This is a genomic window from Methyloferula stellata AR4 (assembly GCF_000385335.1).
GTDB lineage: Bacteria > Pseudomonadota > Alphaproteobacteria > Rhizobiales > Beijerinckiaceae > Methyloferula > Methyloferula stellata.
The window spans coordinates 2,215,615-2,230,637 of record NZ_ARWA01000001.1; the positions used below are offsets into that span (position 1 = coordinate 2,215,615).

The 15,023-nt window shown below is 59.6% G+C and carries 12 protein-coding genes and 1 tRNA gene; 6 read left to right on the top strand and 7 right to left on the bottom strand.

The window, feature by feature from the left end; translation table 11 throughout:
• Window positions 1-32 precede the first annotated feature (32 nt).
• A complete protein-coding gene (locus tag A3OQ_RS0110840; RefSeq protein ID WP_244427129.1) occupies window positions 33-956 on the bottom strand; it encodes a methyltransferase in 924 nt (307 codons plus the stop codon).
• A gap of 140 nt (window positions 957-1,096) precedes the next feature.
• Here A3OQ_RS0110840 and A3OQ_RS0110845 point away from each other — a divergent pair, with 140 nt between their 5' ends.
• From A3OQ_RS0110845 to A3OQ_RS22075, 6 genes are all read left to right on the top strand, one after another.
• Window positions 1,097-2,473 carry an outer membrane protein gene (locus tag A3OQ_RS0110845; protein ID WP_026595717.1) on the top strand — a complete coding sequence of 459 codons (1,377 nt, stop codon included), beginning with the start codon at window positions 1,097-1,099 and terminating at the stop codon, window positions 2,471-2,473.
• Window positions 2,474-2,511: 38 nt separating this feature from the next.
• Window positions 2,512-2,829 carry a DUF3467 domain-containing protein gene (locus A3OQ_RS0110850; RefSeq protein WP_026595718.1) on the top strand — a complete coding sequence of 106 codons (318 nt, stop codon included), beginning with the start codon at window positions 2,512-2,514 and terminating at the stop codon, window positions 2,827-2,829.
• A gap of 55 nt (window positions 2,830-2,884) precedes the next feature.
• A complete protein-coding gene (locus tag A3OQ_RS22070; RefSeq protein WP_020175414.1) occupies window positions 2,885-4,759 on the top strand; it encodes an RND family efflux transporter in 1,875 nt (624 codons plus the stop codon).
• Window positions 4,760-4,821: 62 nt separating this feature from the next.
• A complete protein-coding gene (locus A3OQ_RS0110860; protein ID WP_020175415.1) occupies window positions 4,822-6,909 on the top strand; it encodes a PqqD family peptide modification chaperone in 2,088 nt (695 codons plus the stop codon).
• Window positions 6,902-8,908, top strand: coding sequence for a preprotein translocase subunit SecA (locus A3OQ_RS0110865; protein ID WP_020175416.1), 2,007 nt, complete (start codon window positions 6,902-6,904; stop codon window positions 8,906-8,908). The genes A3OQ_RS0110860 and A3OQ_RS0110865 overlap by 8 nt, the downstream gene beginning before the upstream one ends.
• Window positions 8,905-9,867, top strand: a complete 963-nt coding sequence (locus tag A3OQ_RS22075) for an efflux RND transporter periplasmic adaptor subunit (RefSeq protein ID WP_152428404.1) — start codon at window positions 8,905-8,907, stop codon at window positions 9,865-9,867. The genes A3OQ_RS0110865 and A3OQ_RS22075 overlap by 4 nt, the downstream gene beginning before the upstream one ends.
• A gap of 717 nt (window positions 9,868-10,584) precedes the next feature.
• Here the strand turns inward: A3OQ_RS22075 and A3OQ_RS0110880 are convergent.
• From A3OQ_RS0110880 to A3OQ_RS0110910, 6 genes are all read right to left on the bottom strand, one after another.
• A tRNA-Gln gene (locus tag A3OQ_RS0110880) sits at window positions 10,585-10,658 on the bottom strand.
• Between the two features lie 209 nt (window positions 10,659-10,867).
• Window positions 10,868-11,740 carry a glucose-1-phosphate thymidylyltransferase RfbA gene (gene rfbA / locus A3OQ_RS0110890; RefSeq protein WP_020175420.1) on the bottom strand — a complete coding sequence of 291 codons (873 nt, stop codon included), beginning with the start codon at window positions 11,738-11,740 and terminating at the stop codon, window positions 10,868-10,870.
• Window positions 11,741-11,744: 4 nt separating this feature from the next.
• Window positions 11,745-12,686 (bottom strand): dTDP-4-dehydrorhamnose reductase, encoded by a 942-nt coding sequence (gene rfbD / locus A3OQ_RS0110895; protein ID WP_020175421.1) that lies wholly within the window; start codon window positions 12,684-12,686, stop codon window positions 11,745-11,747.
• Window positions 12,676-13,743 carry a dTDP-glucose 4,6-dehydratase gene (gene rfbB / locus A3OQ_RS0110900; protein WP_020175422.1) on the bottom strand — a complete coding sequence of 356 codons (1,068 nt, stop codon included), beginning with the start codon at window positions 13,741-13,743 and terminating at the stop codon, window positions 12,676-12,678. The genes rfbD and rfbB overlap by 11 nt, the downstream gene beginning before the upstream one ends.
• A 17-nt stretch (window positions 13,744-13,760) precedes the next feature.
• Window positions 13,761-14,315 (bottom strand): dTDP-4-dehydrorhamnose 3,5-epimerase, encoded by a 555-nt coding sequence (gene rfbC / locus A3OQ_RS0110905; RefSeq protein WP_020175423.1) that lies wholly within the window; start codon window positions 14,313-14,315, stop codon window positions 13,761-13,763.
• Between the two features lie 159 nt (window positions 14,316-14,474).
• Window positions 14,475-14,861 (bottom strand): YidH family protein, encoded by a 387-nt coding sequence (locus A3OQ_RS0110910; RefSeq protein WP_020175424.1) that lies wholly within the window; start codon window positions 14,859-14,861, stop codon window positions 14,475-14,477.
• Window positions 14,862-15,023 lie beyond the last annotated feature (162 nt).

Genomic DNA, 15,023 nt, shown 5'->3' on the forward strand with positions numbered 1-15,023 from the left:
TTCTTCGGGGATCGATGGCCAGTTTAGTGCCGCTATGCGGCTTTCCGCGCCGTGATCAGATGGAAATCCATCTCCAGGCGGATGATCTCGTGATGCACTTCGGTGAAAGGCAGCGCCGCCAGGATCTGCAAATAGAGGTCCGCGGGCCGAAAGAAGGGAAAGAATACGAGATTCGCAAGCTGCGCATAGGATAGGCCGTTTAGCGCGTGTAAGGGCGCGCGTTCGAAGATCACAAGCCTGCCGCCCGGCCGAAGGGATTGGGCCGCTTTTCGGAGCAGGGTGCCTGCATGGTCTTCGGGCCAGTCATGAAGAACAGATTTCAGAGTCACGACATCCATATGACATGGCAGGTCGTCGCGCCGCATATCTCCGGCCTGGAAGGCGATTCGCTCATGCCCGGCGCGGGTTCGCACATTTTCGAGGCCGATCTGGCAGACGACCGGCAAATCGAAGGATGTCACTTTCAGCTCAGGAAAAGCCTTGCAAAGTTGAAGCGCCAACTCGCCGCTATTGCCTCCGATGTCGAGAAGATGCGTGTTGCCCTGAAGATCGAGATGATCTGCCAGAACGCGACCCTCGTGGCGCGTGAGGGCGGTCGTGAACCGCATCCAGCGTCGCGCCAGCTCCAGGTTCGCAGGTGTGGCCTCGAAACAACGATCGTAGCGGAAAAGCTGGAAGGTCGTGGAACTTCCCATGAAATGTGGCAAATTATCGATTAGGGATGGAAGATATAGACTAATGTCTTTCGCAACTTCTTCTGCGAATGCGATCTTCGCTTCAAGAAGCTCGCGAAACGCAAGGGCCGTACGAAAAGACGAAGTCAGACCTATCTGCTCCACATCCATCCGGATGATGTTATTTGCGGTGAGGAGCTCAACAAGCATTTGGCGACCAGCGACATTGCGAACAGGAAGCTGATTAAATGAACATGCCCCCGCCTCAAGCTGGTCGATCATTCCGCACCGCAATGCGAAGTCAAGCGCTTTCGCATCGAGTTCGGTTTTCAGAAACTCGTCAACGACAAGATAATCAGTATTCGGCACGGCCGCTCGAGCATCCCATTTATGCGTCGCCGCGACACTACCCTGCACCGCGTATGACGCAAAGCACGGAAAAGCGCCTGCTGGCTTCCGGCTGTCTTGCAGCATTTGGGTTGGCCCTCACCGTCCTTTTCGCCGGTGCGGGGGAAGCTAAGGCCGCCGACCTCGCGCCTGTGCCCGAGGTTCAGATCGTCCCGGCCGCGCCGGATTGGACGGGCTTTTATGTCGGCGGCCATATGGGCCTTGCCGATGCGTTTACGCATTACGATTACTCGACCCTGTTTTCCGGCGCGCTGAACAATCATACAAGGATCGGGCGCATCAATGGTGCGGCGCCAGGCGGCTACGCAGGCTTCAACTATCAGTTCGGCGCCATCGTTCTCGGCGTCGAAGGTGACGCCACGTTCACAAATGGCGCGTTCCGGCTCAATGGCGCGAGCATCGATTTTCTGCAGACATCCAATCTGATTTCCACCGTCTCCGGCCGCGCCGGCCTTGTTGTTACGCCGGACACGATGGTCTACGGCCGCGTGGGCTACAGCCGCATTCAGCTCGCGGGCGTTCAAGGTTTTGGAGGCCCTGGATCCAATTTCCATCACACGGTTCCCGGGACGCAGACCGGCCTTGGGATCGAACATCTGATTACCAATAATTTCGCGCTTCGGATCGAGGGAACTTATACCAAGAGCGATTCCGATCTTGTTCTTAATCAGGGTTTCGATCATTACCGGCCGTCATTCTTCCAAGTCACCGTCGGTCTCGCCTTCAAACTCGATCCTTTGCCGCATTCGACGGCGCTGCCGGTCATCAGCTGGGCTAATCCCTTCATTTCGCCCGATCCGCGTTGGACGTCCATCTATGGCGGCGGCCTCCTAGGCATTGGGGCGGGGCAGGTCAGCCGCTATGACAAGATATTCGGGCTCATGGGCCCTTATTCGGACTTGCGTTTTGCCAAGGGTTTCCTGGCTGGCGGCGATATTCAACTCCTGCATTATTTCGTCGTCGGCGCGGCCGTCGACACGATCTGGACGAATTCCACCTTCGACGACGATGTGGGGGCCGGGCTTAATCCGGTGGTGCATCGCTTCGCTCACATCGACCGGGTATCCGCTGTCACGGGGCGCCTTGGCTTTCTGGTCAGCCCGACCATTCTCCTTTATGGAAAGGTCGGCCCGGCTGAGATCAGATTCGTGCCGGAGCAGGCCTATTTCGCGGCGATCAATCCGTCTGTGAAAACCAGCGGCCATGATTTCTCGGCTATTCAAGGCGGTCTCGGCATGGAAACATTGATCGCCGATCATGTCGCTTTGCGGATTGAAGGGCTCTATACGCGCGCCAACCATTCGGTCGTGATAGACGGATTGCAGCCGGCGCAAACGACCTTGCAGCCATCCACCATGACTGGCGCGCTTGGCCTCGTCGTGAAATATTGAGGCAGCCAGCCGATGGCGCCAGCGCAGGACAGCATGTGATGACAACATCCGAGAAGCAAAATAAGCCGGCGGCCTCACCGGCGGGCGGGACCACACCCGCGCAAATCCGCTGGATCGAAGCCGCCATGCAGACGGCATTTGCCAATGTGGTTAACGTTCAGAGCACGCGCGAGCAGGTGGATCTTTTCTTCGGAACCAACCGCACCTGGAACCCCGAAACCGGCGGCGAGGTCACGGTCGATCTGAGCCATCGCATTATCCTGACTCCGTTCGCCGCAAAAAGGCTGGCGACCGTCCTCGGCAACGTCTTGAGCGAATATGAGTCGCGATTCGGCGCCATTGACATTTCTGCTTGATATTGAACAGGTATAGGCGACAGCATCGGCGTCGCTGAGGTTTCAGGCAGGGCACATGGGCGAAGCGCCATTCGATCAGCGGTCGGACGAGGCGCGGTCGGTCACGCCCCTCGAATCGGGCCTGTGGCAGCAGATCAGCAGCACGGAAAGCCAAGCGGCTTTTTATACGGCTTGGCTCACGCTTCAATGCCGTTCCATCGACGGTGCGAGCCGCGGTCTTCTCATGCTGGCCGGCGCCGAGGCTGGCGTCTTCGAGCCGGCGGCCGTTTGGCCTGAGAATGCCGGAAAAGTGCCTGATCTCGTCGACGGAGCGAAGACGGCCATTCTTGAACGGCACGGCGTCCTGCGCCGCAATGACCGGCCGGAGACCGCGAGCGCGGACGCCGCGAGATGCACGATCGCCTATCCAATTCTCATCGATGAGACCGTCGAAGGGGCCGTTGCCATTGCGCTGACGGGATTGGCGACCGCGCAAGACCCGCGTGCTTCGCTGCGCCAACTCCAATGGGGTGCGGCATGGGTGCGGGAGCGATTGCGCAAGGCGCACTCGGAGACGGAACGGCATCTTCTCGATCAATCGCGGACGGCGCTCGATCTTCTTGCCTCATCGGTTGAGCACGAAAGCTTTCAGGCCTCAGCCTTGGCGGTCGTGACCGAGCTGGCGCTTCGATTCAACTGCACGAAGGTCAGTCTTGGGTTTGTGCGCGGCCGCTCGATTCATGTCGTGGCCATATCGCATACGTCGCAATTCCGGCGCCAAATGAATCTGATTTCGCATCTGACGGCAGCCATGAACGAAGCCGTCGATCAACGGTGCGTCATTGCCTTTCCTGTGCCGAATGGCAATGTCGCCGCGGCGGCGCATGCCGAGCTCTCCCGTATTCAGGCGGATTCGGCGCTCCTCACCGTTCCGTTCTTCAGCGTCGATCGTTTCGTCGGCGCGATGACCTTCGAGCGGCCTCGTCAGGAAGCCTTTGACTCGCCGACGATGCAGCTTCTCGAAACGGTGGTTGCGAGCATCGGTCCGGTCCTCGACGAGAAACGCCGCAACGACCGGTGGGTGGTCGTCAAGCTGGGCGAGGCCTTGCGGGCGCAGGCCATCCGTCTGCTGGGTCCAGGTCATCTCGTGCGCAAGACAGTAGCCCTCGCGCTGATCGCTGCGTCCTGTTTTTTCTATTTTGCGACCGACATTTACCGCGTCGATGCGGATGCGCAAATCGAGGGTTTGGTCCGGCGTGCCGTTGTGGCAGCCTATGACGGCTTCCTCCGCGAAGCTAACGTCCGCGCTGGCGACACCGTCAAGAAAGACCAGCAGCTCGCCGCGCTCGATGACCGCGATCTCGCGCTTGAGCGCCTGCGCTGGGTCACGGAACGCCAGCAGCGGACCTATGAGTATGACAAGGCCTTGGCAGGGCGGGAGCCGGCGGCCATCAACGTGACGCGAAGTCAGATCGCCCAGGCTGATGCTCAGATCAAATTGCTGAACGAGCAATTGTCGCGCATTACCATTCGCGCGCCCTTCGACGGCCTTGTGGTGTCGGGCGATCTCAGCCAATTGATCGGTGCCTCTGTCAATCGCGGCCAGGTTCTCTTCGAGATCGCGCCGCTCGACGGCTATCGCGTCATTCTCTCGGTCGATGAGCGCCAGATCGGCGCCATCGAGGTTGGCCAGAAGGGGTCGTTGATTACGAATGCGCTCCCCGACGAACCTTTCACCTTTGTCGTCGACAAGCTGACCCCGATCGCCGAGGCCAAGGCCGGCCGCAACAGCTTCCGCGTGGAAGGCCTGCTCACCGAAAATTCCGACCGGCTCCGTCCGGGCATGGAAGGCGTCGCGAAAATCGATATCGGCCGGCGGCGGCTGATCTGGATCTGGACGCATTCGCTTGTCGATTGGCTGCGCATTTGGGCGTGGCAATATATGCCATAAGGTCGGCGATGCGGTCGTTGTTCAGCCCCTCATGGTATCGGTTTGCAAACCTGAAGCCGCGATTGCGCTCGCACGCGGAACTGCACCGCCACACCTTCCGGGGCGATGTCTGGTACGTGCTCCAGGATCATCACACGGGGCGCTTCCATCGCGTCTCTCCGACGGTCAATCTCATGCTGTGTCTCATGAACGGTCAGCGTACCGTCCAAGAGATCTGGGACGCGGTCGCGGCAAAGGCGACGGACCAGCCGCCGACCCAGGACGAGACGATCCAGCTCCTGTCGCAGTTGCATGCGTCGGATCTGCTCCAAAGTGAATTCTCGCCCGATCTCAACGAGCTTTCGGAACGCTCGGAACGCCACAACCGGCGTGAGCTTATTCAGCGCCTGCGCAGCCCGCTTTCGTTCCGGCTTCCGCTTTTCGATCCCGATCGGCTCGTCGGTTTCATGATGCCGCTGGTGAGGCCGATCTTCAGCGCCTTTGGCTTTTTTGTCTGGTGTGTTCTTGTCGCGGCCGCCGCGGTTCTTGTCATCCTTCATTGGTCCGAACTCACCCAGAACGTGACCGACCGGGCGCTCGCGGCCGAGAACATTGTCGTCATTCTGCTGATTTATCCGGTCATCAAGACACTTCATGAGCTTGGGCACGCCTTTGCGACCAAGCGCTGGGGCGGTGAGGTGCATGAGATCGGCGTGATGCTACTGGTCTTCGTGCCTGTGGCCTATGTCGATGCGTCGAGTTCCGCGGCCTTCATCGAGAAGCGGCGCCGGATCATCGTCGGCGCAGCCGGAATCATGGTCGAGCTCGGTCTCGCGGCGATCGCGGCCTTTGTCTGGGTTAATGCTTCGCCAGGGCTGCTCAGAACGGTTGCGTTCAACACCATGCTGATCGGCGGCGTGTCCACACTCATCTTCAACGGCAATCCGCTGCTGCGCTTCGACGGCTATTACATTTTGTCGGATCTCATCGAGATTCCGAATCTTGCCGACCGCTCGAACAAATATGTCTTCTATCTGCTTCAGCACTATGTGTTTGGCCTCGATCAGGTCGACAGTCCGGCAACTGGGCGCGGTGAGGAGCCTTGGCTCTTCCTCTATTCCATCAGTTCGTTTCTGTACCGGACGACGGTCTCGATCGGAATCGCGCTGTTTCTTGCGAGCCGGTTCTTTTTCTTCGGCATTGCAATGGCGCTTTGGGCGCTTACGACCATTTTCGTCATGCCTTGCGTCAAGGGTGCAAAATACCTGCTCTACGACCGGCGCCTCGACGGCTATAGGCGGCGTACCTTCAGCGCCGTCGGGGGCACCGCGGCTATTGTCATTTTCGTGCTTTTTCTGCTCCCTTTGCCTTACGCGACCGTCGCGGAAGGCGTGCTATGGATGCCAAACCGCTCCGAGGTGAGAGCGCGCACGTCGGGATTTATCGACGCCGTCCTCCCATCCGAGGACGTGTCGCCGGGCAATGTCCTGGTCAAGATGAACGATCCGATCATCGCGTCGCAAGTCGACGTGCGCAATGCGCAACTGGACGAACTGCAAGAGCGCTACAACGCCGCTCGACTGATAGATCGGGTGCAAGCGGAAATTCTGACCGAGCAGATCAATCACATTCAAAAAGCCATTGCCGTCCTCGCTGGCCGCAACGCGGATCTCCGCGTGAGTTCGAGCGAAAGCGGGCATTTCGTCGCCCTGCATGCGGATGACCTGCCGGGCCGCTTCGTTAAGCAAGGCGAGCTTCTCGGCTACGTAATCGGGAAGAAGGATGTGACGGTCCGCACGATCGTAACACAGGGCGATGTCGACCTCGTGCGGCAAAGGACGAAGCGCGTCCTGGTGCGTTTCGCCAACGATCTCTCGACCGTCCACGCGGCGGAAATCGTTCGCGAGATTCCCTCGGCGGAGCAAGAAGTCCCGAGCATGGCTTTGACGACGCAGGGCGGCGGTACGATCGCGGTCGATCCGAACTCGAAATCGCCGAAGCCGCAGGCCTTATTCGGACTGTTCCAATTCGATATTGCCTTGGATTCGTCCGTACCTGTCGATTACGCCGGCGAACGTGCCTTCGTGCTGTTCGATTTCGGCAAGGAGCCGATCGCTTGGCGTTTCGTGCGCGCTTTCCGGCAGGCTTTCCTTAGCCACTTCCATGTCTGATCAAGCGATCATAGAGCGCGTTCAGAGCGGACCTGCCGTTCCGCGGCTCGCGCTTCGGCCCGAACGCGCCGTGCCGCCCGATCAGCCGCTTGAGGCAAGCTGGCGCTGGCTTCAGGCCCAGTTCGTACCCCATCTTGCAAGGCATCGTGTCAGACATTTGGCGCGCGTTCTTCCCTTGGTCGCCGCGCAAGCTGGGCGTTGCGCGGATGCGAGCGATGACGAGCTTGCCCGTATGCTCGCCGAAGAGGCGCATCTGCTGCGCAGATCGCAACGCTTCGACCGGAGAACAGTCGCGCGGACATTTGCCGTCATTCGCGAGATATCCGGACGCGTTCTCGGACAACGCCATTATGACGTCCAGATGCTCGGCGCCTATGCCATGCTGAACGGCATGCTGGCACAAATGGCAACGGGCGAGGGCAAGACCCTGACGGCGACATTGGCCGCGGCCGCGGCGGCTCTCGCCGGGTTTCCGGTCCATGTGATCACCGTCAACGATTATCTGGCCTCGCGCGACGCGGCTCACTTGAGGCCGCTCTATGAGCGGCTGGGGCTTACGGTCGGCACGGTCGTCGCCGATCTGTCGCTCGACGAGCGCCAGCGGGCCTATGCGTGCGATGTCGTCTATTGCACCAATAAGGAATTGGCGTTCGACTATCTGAGAGACCGTATTCTTCTGGGCGAACATCACAATAATCTGCGTCTGAAGCTAGAGCGATTGCATAGCCGCGACGCGCGCATCTCTGGCCTGCGGTTGCGCGGTCTCCATTTTGCGATCGTCGACGAAGCCGATAGCGTCTTCGTCGATGAGGCACGCACGCCACTGATCATCTCGGCGCCCGCCATTACCGATATTTATGCTCAGACGGGCGAAGAGGCGATCGGCATCGCGAAGCGTCTCAAGCCCGAGTCGGACTTCGTCCTGCTGGAAAGTCAGCGCCGCGTTCTTCTGACGCTCGCAGGACAGAAGAAGGTCGAGGCTTTCTCGCGGGGTTTTTCATCCCATTGGCAAAGCGCGATCATACGCGACGAACTCGCCATCCAGGCGCTCGCGGCGCTTCATCTTTATCATCGTGATGAGCACTATCTCGTTCGCGACGACAAGATCGTGATCATCGACGAATATACCGGTCGGACGATGCCGGATCGCGTGTGGAGCGCCGGCCTTCATCAGATGGTCGAAACGAAAGAAAATTGCCCGGTTTCCCAGAATCGGGAGACGATCGCGCGCATCACCTATCAGAAGCTGTTCCGCCGCTATAAGGTGCTTTCGGGCATGAGTGGAACCCTGCGTCCGATCGCAAAGGAACTCTGGTCGGTTTACCGGCTTGCCATCGCCGCGATACCGACACATAGGCCGCCGCAGCGGCTCATGCTTCCGGATCGGATTTTTGCGACGGAAGCGGAGAAATGGAGCGCCGTCATGGACCGGGTGCAGGGTCTTTCGGAAAAGGGCATCCCTGTGCTGGTCGGTACGCGTTCGGTTATTGCGTCGGATCATCTGTCTGAATTATTTGCCGGGATCGGGCTCGATCATTTTGTCCTGAGTGCGGCTCAGGATCAAAAGGAGGCCGAGATCGTCGCCGAAGCCGGCCAGGTCGGCCGCGTGACGATCGCAACGAACATGGCCGGCAGGGGCACGGATATCAAAGTCTCGCCGGAGGCACTCGCGCTCGGCGGGCTTCACGTCATCATGACCGAGCGTCACGATGCACGCCGGATCGACGATCAGCTTGCCGGCCGCTGTGCCAGGCAAGGGGAGCCTGGCTGCTTTCAAGCCTTTCTGTCGCTTGAAGATCCTCTCATGACGACGGCTCGGTCGCTGTGGCTGGAGCGGTATATCGAGCAGCTGATCATGCGGCGTTTGGGCAAGCCGGAATTATTGCTGCTGCGCAAGCAAAGGCAGATGGAGGGACTGCATCGGCAGATGCGTCTGGACCTCTTGCGAACCGACACGTCCGAACGCCACCTCAATGCATTCACTGGAGGCTCCGAATGATCACGCCTAGCAGATCCGTCCTGATGGGCACCCGAAGCGCTGTCGTGGTTCTAACGGCGGGCGCATGCGCCTGGAGCGTACTGCCCGCGAAGGCCGAGACGTTCGACTGCATCATGGAGCCCGCGCAAAAGGTGAAGATCGGGAGTTCGGTTACCGGCATTCTCGCGGAAGTCGACGTCGAACGCGGCGACGAGGTCAAGGCCGGTCAGATCATCGCCAAACTCGATACCACGGTCGAGCAAGCCAATCTGGATCTTACCGAAGCGCAGGCGAACTCGGTCGAAGGCATTGAGGCGCAACGGACGCGCCTCAATCTCGCGCGCAAGAAGCTCGACCGCGCCGGGCCGCTTGCGGCAAAGGATATTGTCTCTCAAGACAAGCTTGAGGGCTTTCAGGCGGATTACGAAATCGCAGAGCGCGATCTCAATTCCGAAATGCTAAAGCATAATATCGCGGGGATCGAAACGAAGCGCGCCACGGCTGCGCTCAATCTTCGTATTATCAAAAGCCCTCTCACAGGTCTCGTGATCGACAAGCATCTCTCGGTTGGAGAGTTCGTCAACCAGGAGGCCTTTATCATGACGCTGGTCCAACTCAATCCGCTTCATGTCGAGGCCTATATCCCGGTTTCCTATTACGGAAAGATCCCGATCGGGATGATCGGCACGATCCATCCAGACGAGCCGATCGGCGGAATCTACAAGGCGCCCGTCACCGTCGTCGACCGCGTGTTCGATGCGGCGAGCGCCACCTACGGCGTTCGTCTCGAACTCAAGAACGAAGGCAATCTATTGCCCGGCGGGGAGCGCTGCCGCGTCGATTTTGACGTGCCGGCGCTTCCGCTGCCGGAAAGCCCGCGCGCGCCCCAAGCTTTGCTCGGCGGTCCGCAAAGCGATACCGTGCGGCCGAATTCCGATGCGGGCATACCACCCGGCACAAAAACGCCCGAGACACGATAGGAACGCTTCGAAGCGGTTCCTTGTCCGCCGGCCGAGCGGGATACGGCAAGAGCGGAATGAGGGCAAGTGTGAGCGGTTTTGAGTGCATCCCGCTCTCAACCGCCGGACTCAAGCGGCGTGTCGCACCGATGCCGCCTGATGCTGGCGAATTGCCCAGCGATCGCCGTTCATAGAGCAGAGGCTGCGTGTGAAGCACCTCTCTCCTGCGATTATTGCGGGGCAGCCGCGGGTTGCTGCTTGGCTGCGGCCTTCTTGGGCTTTTTCACTTTTTTCGGCTTGGGGGCAGGCGCCGGAGGCTCCGGCTGGGCCTCGGCGACCGGAGGTGGAGGCGGCGGGGGGGCCGAAGGGCACAGAAATCCAAACAGACCGCCGCAACCGCCCGATTCTTGGGAGAAGGAAGGAGCCGCCGTCACGAGCAAGGCGGAAAATGCGAGCCCCAGGGGAGCGAGAAGTTTTGGTGACATGAGAGCCCTCGGCGTTTCTTGTTTTCTATCGTCGTCATAGCGCAGATATGATTATTCCCCGAAATGCGCGGAGAAGACAAGAACCTTGGACCCAAGCGTCAAGCCGAACGCGGTGCTACGCGCTGGCTGCATATGAAAGCCTTTGCCCACAAAGCCCTGCGCGATGCAAAGCCTGTCCGGATAAATCTCCAGACATATGCCAAGCCAACTAATTGTGAAGTTAGCAGCGCCGATAAAGAACAAGTGAGTTGAGTGGCTGGGGGACCTGGATTCGAACCAAGATTGACGGAGTCAGAGTCCGCTGTTCTACCGTTGAACTATCCCCCAAAACCGCTGATCAATCAGAGACTTTGGTCGTGCTCCCAAAATGGCCGGCGGCTTTAGCGCCGCGCTTTTCGCGCCATCGGAGCCGGCGGACGCGGAAGGTCAGCGCCCGTTTCGCGAGCCACATCTAGGGCATTCGGGAGGGTTTTCCAAGAGCGAAAAGCAGGGAAATCCAGACCAAAGCACAGCCCGCTCTCGCCCCCGGAGGGCCCTCACTTATGCTCGGCGGCCAGGCGCAGCAAATATTGCCCATAGGGCGTCTTTTCAAACAGGTGGCCGCGGTCCAGGAGCTGGTCGCGGCCGATGAAGCCGTGGAGAAAGGCGATTTCCTCGAGACAGGCGATCTGCAGGCCTTGCCTGTGCTGGATGGTGCGGACGAACTCGGCCGCCTCCAGAAGACTGTCCTGCGTGCCTGTGTCGAGCCAGGCATAGCCGCGCGGCAGCGGCTCCACATGGAGGTCGCCCGCGTCCAGATAGGCTTGGTTGACGTCCGTGATCTCCAATTCGCCGCGCGGCGAGGGCTTCAAACCAGCGGCTATGTCGAGCACGCGGTTATCGTAGAAATAAAGGCCTGTCACCGCCCATGGCGAATCCGGTTGCTTGGGCTTTTCGACGATCTTCAGTGGCCGCCCGTTGCCGTCGAGCGTCACCACGCCATAGGCCGCCGGATTATCGACATGATAGGTGAAGATCGTCGCGCCCTTGGCGCGTTCGCGCGCCTTCTGCAGCAATGGGCTCATATTGGCGCCGAAGAAAATATTGTCGCCGAGGACGAGGCCGACATTGTCCGTGCCCACGAAGCCGCTCCCGATGATGAAGGCTTGCGCGAGCCCTTCGGGCTTCGGCTGGACCGCATAGTCGAACGACACGCCATATTGTGCGCCGCTGCCGAAGAGGCGTTTATAGGCATCGAGAAATTCCGGCGAGGTGATGATCAAAATCTCGCGGATTCCGGCAAGCATCAGCACCGAGACGGGATAGAAGATCATAGGCTTGTCGTAGACGGGCAGAAGCTGCTTGTTGACGGCAAGCGTCAGCGGGTGAAGGCGCGTGCCGGACCCGCCCGCGAGAACAATGCCTTTCATGCTGTCAGCCTTCCAAATGCAGCCGCTGCTCTGGCGGCGTGAGGCCTGAATCCATCGCCAGCGCTGCCATGGCGGTGCGCAGGGCTTCGGTCCAATGCGGCGGGACGACGCTATGTTCGGTGCCGATTTTGGTCAGATCGAGCCGCGAGGAGGCCGGCCGCCGGGCAGGGGTCGGATATTCGGCCGTCGTGATGGGGATCACGCGCGCCGCGGGGCCGCCCTGCGATTTGGAGAGACGAAAGATCTCTTCGGCGAAGCCGGCCCAGCTCGTCTCGCCGCCATCGGTCAGATGAAACAGGCCGTAGAGGCGATCTTGGTCCGGGCGGTCCTTGAGATTGCGTGCGATTTTTTCGATCGCCGCCGCGATGCTGAGCGCCGAGGTCGGCGCGCCGATCTGATCGGCGACGACGCGGATTTCATCGCGGGTCTCCGCGAGCCGCAGCATGGTGCGCAGAAAATTCTGACCCTGCGGCGCGTAGACCCAGCTTGTGCGCAAGATCACATGTTTGGCCGTGGCGGCTCTGATCGCGTCTTCGCCAGCAAGCTTGGAGGCGCCGTAATGATTGACTGGCGTGGTTTGATCGTCTTCCCGATAGGGGCGCGAGGATGTGCCGTCGAAGACATAATCCGTCGAAAGCTGAATGATCGGAATGCCGAGCATGGCTGCGGCGTGTGCGACGCGACCGGCCCCCTTTGCATTGATCGCAAGCGCGAGATCGCGTTCGCTTTCGGCCTTGTCGACCGCGGTATAGGCCGCGGCATTCACGATCGCGTCGGCTTGCAACGCGCCAAACAGCGCCTGCAGGTCTTCGCCCGACGCAAGATCGAGCTCCGGCCGCCCCACGGCGAGCACGTCGAGATCCGGCCCGGCGCGATCCTGCAAAGCGCGCGTGACCTGGCCATTGCGCCCGGTCACCGCCAGCCGGAGGCGGCGCTCATGTGCCATGGGCGGCCGTCTCGATCAATCCGAGCCTCTCGCCAGCATAGACCTTGTCTCGCAAGGGCCGCCACCACCATTCGTTTTCGAGGTACCAGAGGATGGTCTTCTCGATGCCGGTCTCGAAGGTCTCTTCGGCGCGCCAGCCAAGTTCCGTTTCGAGTTTCGTCGCATCGATCGCGTAGCGCCGGTCATGTCCGGGCCGGTCCGTCACGTAGCTGATGAGGGACTTGCGCGGCGAAGCGCAAGGCACATGCAGGTCGAGTGTCTCGCAGACGCGCAAAACGACGTCGATGTTGCGCCGTTCGTTGCGGCCGCCGACATTATATTTTTCGCCGGGGCGTCCACGCGTCAAAATGGTGAAGAGCGCGCGCGCATGATCGGCGACGAAGAGCCAGTCGCGAATATTGCCGCCATCGCCATAGACCGGCAAAGGCTTGCCGTGCAGCGCGTTCAAAATCACGAGCGGAATGAGCTTTTCCGGAAAATGATAGGGGCCGTAATTATTCGAACAATTCGAGATGATGACGGGAAGCCCATAGGTGCGATGCCAGGCCGAGGCCAAGTGATCGGCTGCGGCTTTCGAGGCGGAATAGGGCGAAGAGGGATCGTAAGCCGTCGTCTCCTGAAAATGGCCTTCCTGCCCGAGCGAGCCATAGACTTCATCGGTCGAGACATGCAGGAAACGGAACTGCGCCTTACGCTCGCCTGCGAGCGACGACCAATAGGCCCGCGCGCATTCGAGCATCTGGTAAGTGCCGACCACATTGGTCTCGACGAAATCGCCTGATCTCGTGATCGATCGATCGACGTGGCTCTCCGCCGCGAGATGCACGACGCCGTCTGGCTGAAAGCTTGAGAAGGCTTCTTCGATCGCTGCCCGGTCGCAAATATCGGCTTTGAGGAAACGATAGTTCGCATTTGAATCGATTTCGCGCAGCGACGCGAGATTGCCGGCATAGGTCAGTTTGTCGATATTGAGGACATCTGCGCCGATCTCTTTGACGAGATGGCGGCAGAAGGCCGACCCGATAAAACCCGCGCCTCCCGTCACCAAGATTCGCATTGGCGTTGCTCCAGGCTTTACTTGAAATAGACGGGCAGGTCGGCCAATCGCGGATGGACCTTGTCCTTATCGGATAAAACAGCCTGCGCAGGGTCGACCGGCCAAGGAATAGCAAGCGCCGGATCGTCGAAGGCAAGTCCGCGATCATCCGCCTGACTGTAATAGTCCGTAACCTTATAGATCACTTCCGTATCCGGTTCCAAGGTGCAGAAACCATGCGCAAAACCGATGGGAATCCAAAACTGTGCCCAATTCGCCGCGCTGAGTGTAACGGAGACGAATTGTCCGAAGCTGGGCGTGCCGCGTCTGAGGTCGATCGCGACGTCGAAGATGGAGCCGCGGACCACCCGCACGAGCTTGCCTTGCGCGGTTGGCGGGGCCTGGAAATGCATTCCGCGAATCGTGCCTGCCGATCGTGAGAGCGAGTGATTATCCTGGACGAAGCGCACGTCGCCCAAGATTGTTTCGAACGCGCGCTGATTATAGGCTTCGGACATGAAACCGCGCGCATCTTCGAACTTGCGCGGATGCAAAAGGACAGGCCCTGGAATCGAGAAGCTCTTTGTTTCCATTCGAAGGATCCACGCCATAGCCAGCGGCGCAAATACCCGTGGTTATTGGCGATTTCAAGTCAATTTGTGCGAGGTACTTAAGCACCTTGATGAAATGCCTGGTCCTCGATCAATTCAGGCGCGGGCCGATCGTGTTGCTCAGAACGGCTCGAGCCACAATCATGGTGTGGTGATCAGGGCATGTGATAAATAAACGAAAAGAGCGGCTCCAAGAAAGACAAGCAGCACGGCGAGCGCCACATCGATCCGTGACCCGGAATAGGGACGTGTGTCTTCACTGTCGATGTACTTAGCGTTGATCAGGAAGCGCACGGCTGCGATGGCGACCATGGCCGTGCCAAGGATGATAAGCGCTAATCCGGCAATATTGCCGAATTTCTGGCCGGGCAGAGACAAGGCGCGGCCGGCCAGCGATGGCGCCGCAACCTCCAGAAAAAGATCGAACTTTTCCACGATAAATCCGAAGGCCATGACGGCGATGGCCGTGCGGACCCAGGCGAGGAATGTGCGCTCATTGGCGGAGTGATTGGTAAAATTCTTGATCATCTTGCAGATCTCGATGGAGATGTGCTTTTCGAGACTTCAGGTCGATAGCACGCTATTTGTAGCTGGGGCACGGACGCGACAGGAACAGAACAAGATTGTTATAAATGGCATGAGCGCCGCCCGTTCTATCCAATCTGTGGGAATAGACGTCTATCGCGTCTT

What these genes read in the sequence shown, in the direction of transcription:
- A3OQ_RS0110840 (WP_244427129.1), bottom strand. Translation starts at nt 956, where the DNA reads ATGATCGACCAGCTTGAGGCGGGGGCATGTTCATTTAATCAGCTTCCT.
- A3OQ_RS0110845 (WP_026595717.1), top strand. Translation starts at nt 1,097, where the DNA reads ATGACGCAAAGCACGGAAAAGCGCCTGCTGGCTTCCGGCTGTCTTGCA.
- A3OQ_RS0110850 (WP_026595718.1), top strand. Translation starts at nt 2,512, where the DNA reads ATGACAACATCCGAGAAGCAAAATAAGCCGGCGGCCTCACCGGCGGGC.
- A3OQ_RS22070 (WP_020175414.1), top strand. Translation starts at nt 2,885, where the DNA reads ATGGGCGAAGCGCCATTCGATCAGCGGTCGGACGAGGCGCGGTCGGTC.
- A3OQ_RS0110865 (WP_020175416.1), top strand. Translation starts at nt 6,902, where the DNA reads ATGTCTGATCAAGCGATCATAGAGCGCGTTCAGAGCGGACCTGCCGTT.
- A3OQ_RS22075 (WP_152428404.1), top strand. Translation starts at nt 8,905, where the DNA reads ATGATCACGCCTAGCAGATCCGTCCTGATGGGCACCCGAAGCGCTGTC.
- rfbA (WP_020175420.1), bottom strand. Translation starts at nt 11,740, where the DNA reads ATGAAAGGCATTGTTCTCGCGGGCGGGTCCGGCACGCGCCTTCACCCG.
- rfbD (WP_020175421.1), bottom strand. Translation starts at nt 12,686, where the DNA reads ATGGCACATGAGCGCCGCCTCCGGCTGGCGGTGACCGGGCGCAATGGC.
- rfbB (WP_020175422.1), bottom strand. Translation starts at nt 13,743, where the DNA reads ATGCGAATCTTGGTGACGGGAGGCGCGGGTTTTATCGGGTCGGCCTTC.
- rfbC (WP_020175423.1), bottom strand. Translation starts at nt 14,315, where the DNA reads ATGGAAACAAAGAGCTTCTCGATTCCAGGGCCTGTCCTTTTGCATCCG.
- A3OQ_RS0110910 (WP_020175424.1), bottom strand. Translation starts at nt 14,861, where the DNA reads ATGATCAAGAATTTTACCAATCACTCCGCCAATGAGCGCACATTCCTC.